6 protein-coding genes are annotated in these 5,271 nt (G+C 63.7%); 3 read left to right on the top strand and 3 right to left on the bottom strand.

Going from position 1 to position 5,271, the window contains the following annotated elements:
* Positions 1-71 precede the first annotated feature (71 nt).
* Together APY03_RS26905 and APY03_RS26900 are read left to right on the top strand one after the other, a co-directional pair.
* Positions 72-431, top strand: a complete 360-nt coding sequence (locus tag APY03_RS26905; protein WP_009518522.1) for a hypothetical protein — start codon at positions 72-74, stop codon at positions 429-431.
* A gap of 14 nt (positions 432-445) precedes the next feature.
* A complete protein-coding gene (locus APY03_RS26900) occupies positions 446-1,963 on the top strand; it encodes a conjugal transfer protein TraG N-terminal domain-containing protein (RefSeq protein ID WP_009518523.1) in 1,518 nt (505 codons plus the stop codon).
* A 15-nt stretch (positions 1,964-1,978) separates the two neighbouring features.
* Here the strand turns inward: APY03_RS26900 and APY03_RS26895 are convergent, their stop codons facing one another.
* The 3 genes from APY03_RS26895 to APY03_RS26885 are packed head-to-tail and all read right to left on the bottom strand — an operon-like array spanning position 1,979 to position 3,158.
* Positions 1,979-2,356 carry a DUF3742 family protein gene (locus tag APY03_RS26895; RefSeq protein WP_009518524.1) on the bottom strand — a complete coding sequence of 126 codons (378 nt, stop codon included), beginning with the start codon at positions 2,354-2,356 and terminating at the stop codon, positions 1,979-1,981.
* A 26-nt stretch (positions 2,357-2,382) separates the two neighbouring features.
* On the bottom strand, positions 2,383-2,841 hold the full coding sequence (locus tag APY03_RS26890) for a type II toxin-antitoxin system YhaV family toxin (RefSeq protein WP_009518525.1): 459 nt from the start codon (positions 2,839-2,841) through the stop codon (positions 2,383-2,385).
* Positions 2,841-3,158, bottom strand: coding sequence for a type II toxin-antitoxin system PrlF family antitoxin (locus tag APY03_RS26885; RefSeq protein ID WP_023098543.1), 318 nt, complete (start codon positions 3,156-3,158; stop codon positions 2,841-2,843). The genes APY03_RS26890 and APY03_RS26885 overlap by 1 nt, the downstream gene beginning before the upstream one ends.
* 299 nt (positions 3,159-3,457) lie before the next feature.
* Here APY03_RS26885 and mobH point away from each other — a divergent pair.
* Positions 3,458-5,271 (top strand): MobH family relaxase (gene mobH, locus APY03_RS26880; protein WP_068681684.1); only part of this gene is annotated, 1,814 nt, incomplete at its 3' end.

Genomic DNA, 5,271 nt, shown 5'->3' with positions numbered 1-5,271 from the left:
GGCATCTACGAGGGCGATCCGGTGCCCGACCGCCTCGACCAGTTGCAGAAGGGCAATCCGGTAGTCCGGCCATGAGCGCAATGCGCATGACCTGGCGCCCCTTGCGCTGGCTGTTCAGCCGGCGCGCGGCGAAAGCACTGCTGTGGGCGGTGGTGATCGTCGCCGCTGCGGTGGGGGCCAACGTCGCCGGCATCTACCTGGTCGGGAGCGTGGCCGGCTGGGAGCGGTGGCTCGCGGCCGCATCGGGCTACTTCTTCGTGTGGCGGTTGTGCCTGTACGGGGCGACGGCCTATGGCTGGGTCTGGATGCGGCGCCGGCTGCTGGTACGTGAGGACGACGCCCAGGCGCGGCGCCGCCTGGTGCGCACCGAGGTCGCGGGCGTCGTCGCCATCGTGGCGCTGGAAGCCAGCCTGCTGATGCAGGCCGGTTGAGGGGAGATGGCGCGATGACGCTTTTCACGACCGACTACCTGGAGTACTACCTGACGCTGGTGTCCTGGATCGTCAACAACGGCATCTGGGCGGTGCTGGTATCCAGCGGGGTATTCGCGCTGCCTTTCGTCGCCATCATCGTGCAGGAGTGGTTGAAGGCCCGTGCGGAAGGTGCCGACGAGGGCAATAAAGGCGTGCTGAGCGCCGCCCGCATCGAGAACCGGGTCTTCGTCGCCATCGTGGTGGTGATGTTCGCCGGCATTCCGTTCATCGACGTGGACCTGAACACCATCCAGTACGACAGCTCGCGCTCGGCCCAGTGCCAGGTCAGCGTGCCGCAGCCCACGGATACCGGCTGGTCGCAGTCCTTCAGCACCATCAACAACCAGTCGGCGAAGGTGCCCGTCTGGTGGGCGTTCATGCATGCACTCTCGCGCGCCGTCACGAGCGCCTCGGTGGCGGCGATCCCGTGTGGCACGGACCTGCGGCAGATGCGCATGGAGATCGACGCCACGCGCATCGATGACCCGGTGCTGGCTCAGGAAGTAGCGGATTTCTCGCGGGATTGCTATGGGCCTGCACGGGCCAAATTGTTCATGCAGCGCCCTCAGCTCGATGAGCAGCAGATGCACGACGTGACCTGGATCGGATCGCGGTTCTTCACCGACACGAACGGCTACTACGACACGTACCGTTCCAGCACGCCGCGCGATGACTGGCCCTATGACAGCAACCGCGACGCCGGGCTGGCTCAGGTATCCAGTGGCGGTGGCTACCCGACCTGCAGGCAATGGTGGGCCGATGGCGGTAATGGCCTGCGGGCACGCTTGCTGGGACAGGTGGACCCGAGCCTGCTCAATCGCCTGGCGGGCTGGGCCGGGTTCCTGAGCCGAGCCGAGGTGGACGACTCGGTAATCCGCACGATCGCGTCACCGCGGCAGCAGAAATTGAACCAGGGCAGCGTCTATACCGACTACGGCGGCCAGATCGACAAGACCCTGCCGAACATTGTGACGCGGGCCACGGGCGATGTTGGGATGGCAGTCGGCGCGATTGCCGCGTTTCCAGCCATGGACGTCGCGAGGCAGGCCCTGCCCATGGTGCTTGCATTGCTCAAGATGGCACTGGTTATCTGCATCCCGCTCGTGCTGGTCGTGGGCACCTATGACCTGAAGACGGTGGTCACGGTCAGCGTCGTGCAGTTCGCGCTGTTCTTCACGGACTTCTGGTTTCAGCTTGCACGCTGGATTGACAGCACCATCCTCGACGCGCTCTATGGCTGGGGGTTCGGCTGGAACCGGCCGCACACCAATTTCGACCCGTTGGTAGGACTGAACAACGCCTTCGGTGACATGCTCCTAATGTTCGTCACGGGCACGATGTTTCTGGTCCTGCCGACGTTTTGGGTCGCTGCCTTGGGGTGGGTCGGAGTTAAGGCTGGGGTGATTGCTCAGAACCTTGCTGTCGGCTCCAAGGAAGCGCGTGATAGCGCCGGGTCAGGTGTAAACAAGGTAGCCGGCAAGGTTCTGTGACGGACAGTCCAAACCTCAGTCATCGAACGGATCGTTCGGGTCGTGAGGGTCGAGCCGCTGGCCATTGGAAGAATACAGGCCAAAGCCCGCCTCGCCATTGCGCAGTTCATCCTGTTGCGCCCAGCGGTCATCATCCCTAGCCGAATTGCCAGCCAACCATGCCGCCGCAACGCCCAGCAGTAGCAACACCGCCAGCCAGAAGGTGGTGTACAGCAGCACCCCGAGCGCAACCAGCTTGACCACCCACACGAACGCGGTGGCACCGGCCGCCGGCATCCCCTTGGACACCAACCAACTCGATGCCCGGCGTTCGCCGCGCACGTAGGCACGCCATCCGCGACCCAAGGTGCGGCCGAGGCGTTCTGCGGTGCTGATGCGTGTCGTGGTGTTCATGGTCGTCTCCTGCTACTGAGGGATGCCTATTCCAGTTTGCTCCAATCCTGCTTGCTTGCCTGTATCAGCGCGTGCCAGTCGTCTGGTGGGTTCCCGCGTCCGAGCATCTTCTCGAACACGACATACGGGTCCGATTTGCTACCCGAAGACCGCAGGGTCTGTTCATCGTTGACCCAGGCGTACACAATGACCTTCGCCTTCGAGTCGTACCGGAAGAACAGCCGGAACCGCCGTCCGATCTTGGCCCTTCGCCAGTGGCGGTGGGCAGGTCCCAAGGTGTTGCCCTGGCGGTACTCGTCGCGTGCCGGATCGCCTGGCACCACATCCAACATCAACTGGCTCAGGGCCCGGAAGAGCTTGACGTTGGCATTGGACTCGAAGCCCGCCGGGTCATTCTCCTGCGCGCGCCTCGCGGCCGCATGCAGTTTCTGCAACTGCTCGATCACGCAGTCGTGGAAGAGCAGCGTCCAGCCATGCCGTTGCATCAGAGTTCCACTTTCCCGTCGATCTCCTCGTCCAGGTTCACACCGTGGCCAGCATGCTCCAGCATGGCGCGCGCCAGATCCTCGGGCAGGCCCCGGACGTTCCGGCCAGCTTCGATGTCGCGGGCCAGCAGGCTCAGAAACGCGCCAATGGCGGGGTCCTCGTGCTCGGCATCAACACGGGTGACGACGACTTCGCTGCCCCGCAGATCGAACGCGAGCTTGCCGCCGGCATCGACGCCGAGCGCCTGCCGGATGGGCTTGGGCAGCGTGATCTGGCCTTTAGAGGTCAGCGTGGCGACTTCGTGGATGGCAGGCATGGCGACTCTCCTGATTGCGATACCTGCATGGTAAGGAAATTTCCTTACTTTGTCAATCTGAGGCCTCACAGCGTTCTCCCGAGTCCAAGAATCGGCCCATCGTAGGGCGTGAACAGCCAGCCTTCCTGTATCAATACGGCCCTTCCGCAACCCGCATTGGCGGTGGACGGTCAGCACCCGTCGCCCTATACCCAAAGGCTGTAAAGGGTCGAAATGGCGAGGGAATGGGTTGCAAGGGGAATGGCCCTACCTCGAAAAGGCAAAAAGGCACCCCGCTCGGCCCGCGACAGGACATCCGCATGCTCTCTCTGTTCCAGCGAAAACGGCCCGCGGTCGCTACCGCTCCGACGCCACCTCCCGCATCCGACCTCCCGAAAGGGTTGATGCGGCCCGAGTCGGCCGCATCGCTGCTGGCCACCCCGCGCCGGCAGAAACTGCTGGAGCACATCTGGCAGCGCACGTCGCTCTCACGTAAGCAGTTCGCCACCTTGTACCGGGCGCCACTGGAACGCTACGCCGAGCTGGTCCAGGCTTTCCCGGCTTCCGAGGCGCATCATCACGCTTACCCCGGCGGCATGCTCGACCACGGCCTGGAAATCGTCGCCTACAGCCTGAAGCTGCGGCAGTCGCATCTGCTGCCCATCGGGGCCAGCCCCGAAGACCAGGCGGCGCAGTCTGAAGCCTGGACTGCCGCAGTCGCCTATGCCGCGCTGCTGCATGACATCGGCAAGATCGCCGTCGATCTGCACGTCGAACTGGCCGACGGCTCGCTGTGGCACCCCTGGCATGGCCCGCTGCACCAGCCATACCGCTTCCGCTACCGCGACGATCGAGAATATCGGCTCCACAGCGCTGCGACAGGTTTGCTCTACCGCCAACTCCTCGACAGTGATGCCCTGGACTGGCTCAGTGGCTATCCCGACCTGTGGGGACCGCTGCTCTACGTCCTGGCCGGCCAGTACGAGCACGCCGGCGTGCTGGGCGAACTTGTCGTACAGGCCGACCGCGCTTCCGTGGCCCAAGAGTTGGGAGGCGATCCCGCGCGCGCTATGGCCGCCCCCAAGCACGCGCTGCAACGCAAGCTGCTGGACGGGTTGCGCTACCTGCTCAAGGAAGAGTTGAAGCTGAACCAGCCCGAAGCCTCCGATGGCTGGCTCACCGAGGACGCCTTGTGGCTGGTGAGCAAGACGGTTTCGGACAAGCTACGTGCGCACCTGCTGTCAGAGGGCATCGATGGCATCCCTACGAACAACACTGCGGTGTTCAACGTGCTTCAGGACCACGGCATATTGCAGCCGACGTCGGACGGGAAGGCGGTCTGGCGCGCGACCGTGACCAGTGCGACCGGCTGGTCCCACTCATTTACCCTGCTGCGTCTAGCTCCCGCGCTGATCTGGGAAGCTGGCGAACGGCCAGCATCGTTTACCGGCACGGTGGCAGTCGACGCTGCGGCAATCGAGAAGGATGCTGGCTTGGAGGCTGCCCCGCCTATGACTGCCGCGAAGCCTGTCTTGGAAGAACAGACGACGCCACCTTGGGAAGGCAGCAGCCCCGCTGACTTGGCTTCACCGCCCGCAGTTCAGCCCCTGCCTGACGTCATGGAAGACATGCTGGCGATGGTGGGCTCCGGACACCTCCTTGCGACGCGACAGGATGCAGAGCCCGTACCGGCCTTCGCAACGAGTTCGCTGGTACTGCCTGTGCCAGCGTCTAAATCTTCGGCATCGACACAGCAGCCTTCGGGCGAGCACTTCATGGGCTGGCTTAGGCATGGCTTGCAGAGCCGAAAGCTGATTCTCAACGATGCCAAGGCACTGGTGCATACCGTGGACGACACGGTGTTCCTGGTAAGCCCTGGGGTGTTTCAGCGCTATGTCCAGGAGCATCCTCAAGTTCCAGCACTCGCCAAGCAGGATGCCGTTGTCGACTGGCAATGGGTCCAGAAGCGCTTCGAGAAGCTGCAGATCCATCGCAAGCAGCCCAGCAGCTTGAACATCTGGACCTGCGAGGTCACCGGCCCGCGCAAGTCGCGCAAGCTGCATGGCTACTTACTCGATGACCCTGGCCAACTGTTCGTAAGCGCTCTATTGACCACGCCCCTTGTGCCCAGATG

The sequence above is a fragment of the Variovorax sp. WDL1 genome (genome assembly GCF_001541225.1).
In the GTDB taxonomy this organism is placed as follows: domain Bacteria; phylum Pseudomonadota; class Gammaproteobacteria; order Burkholderiales; family Burkholderiaceae_C; genus Variovorax.
This window is presented reverse-complemented; position numbering and strand designations above follow the sequence as displayed.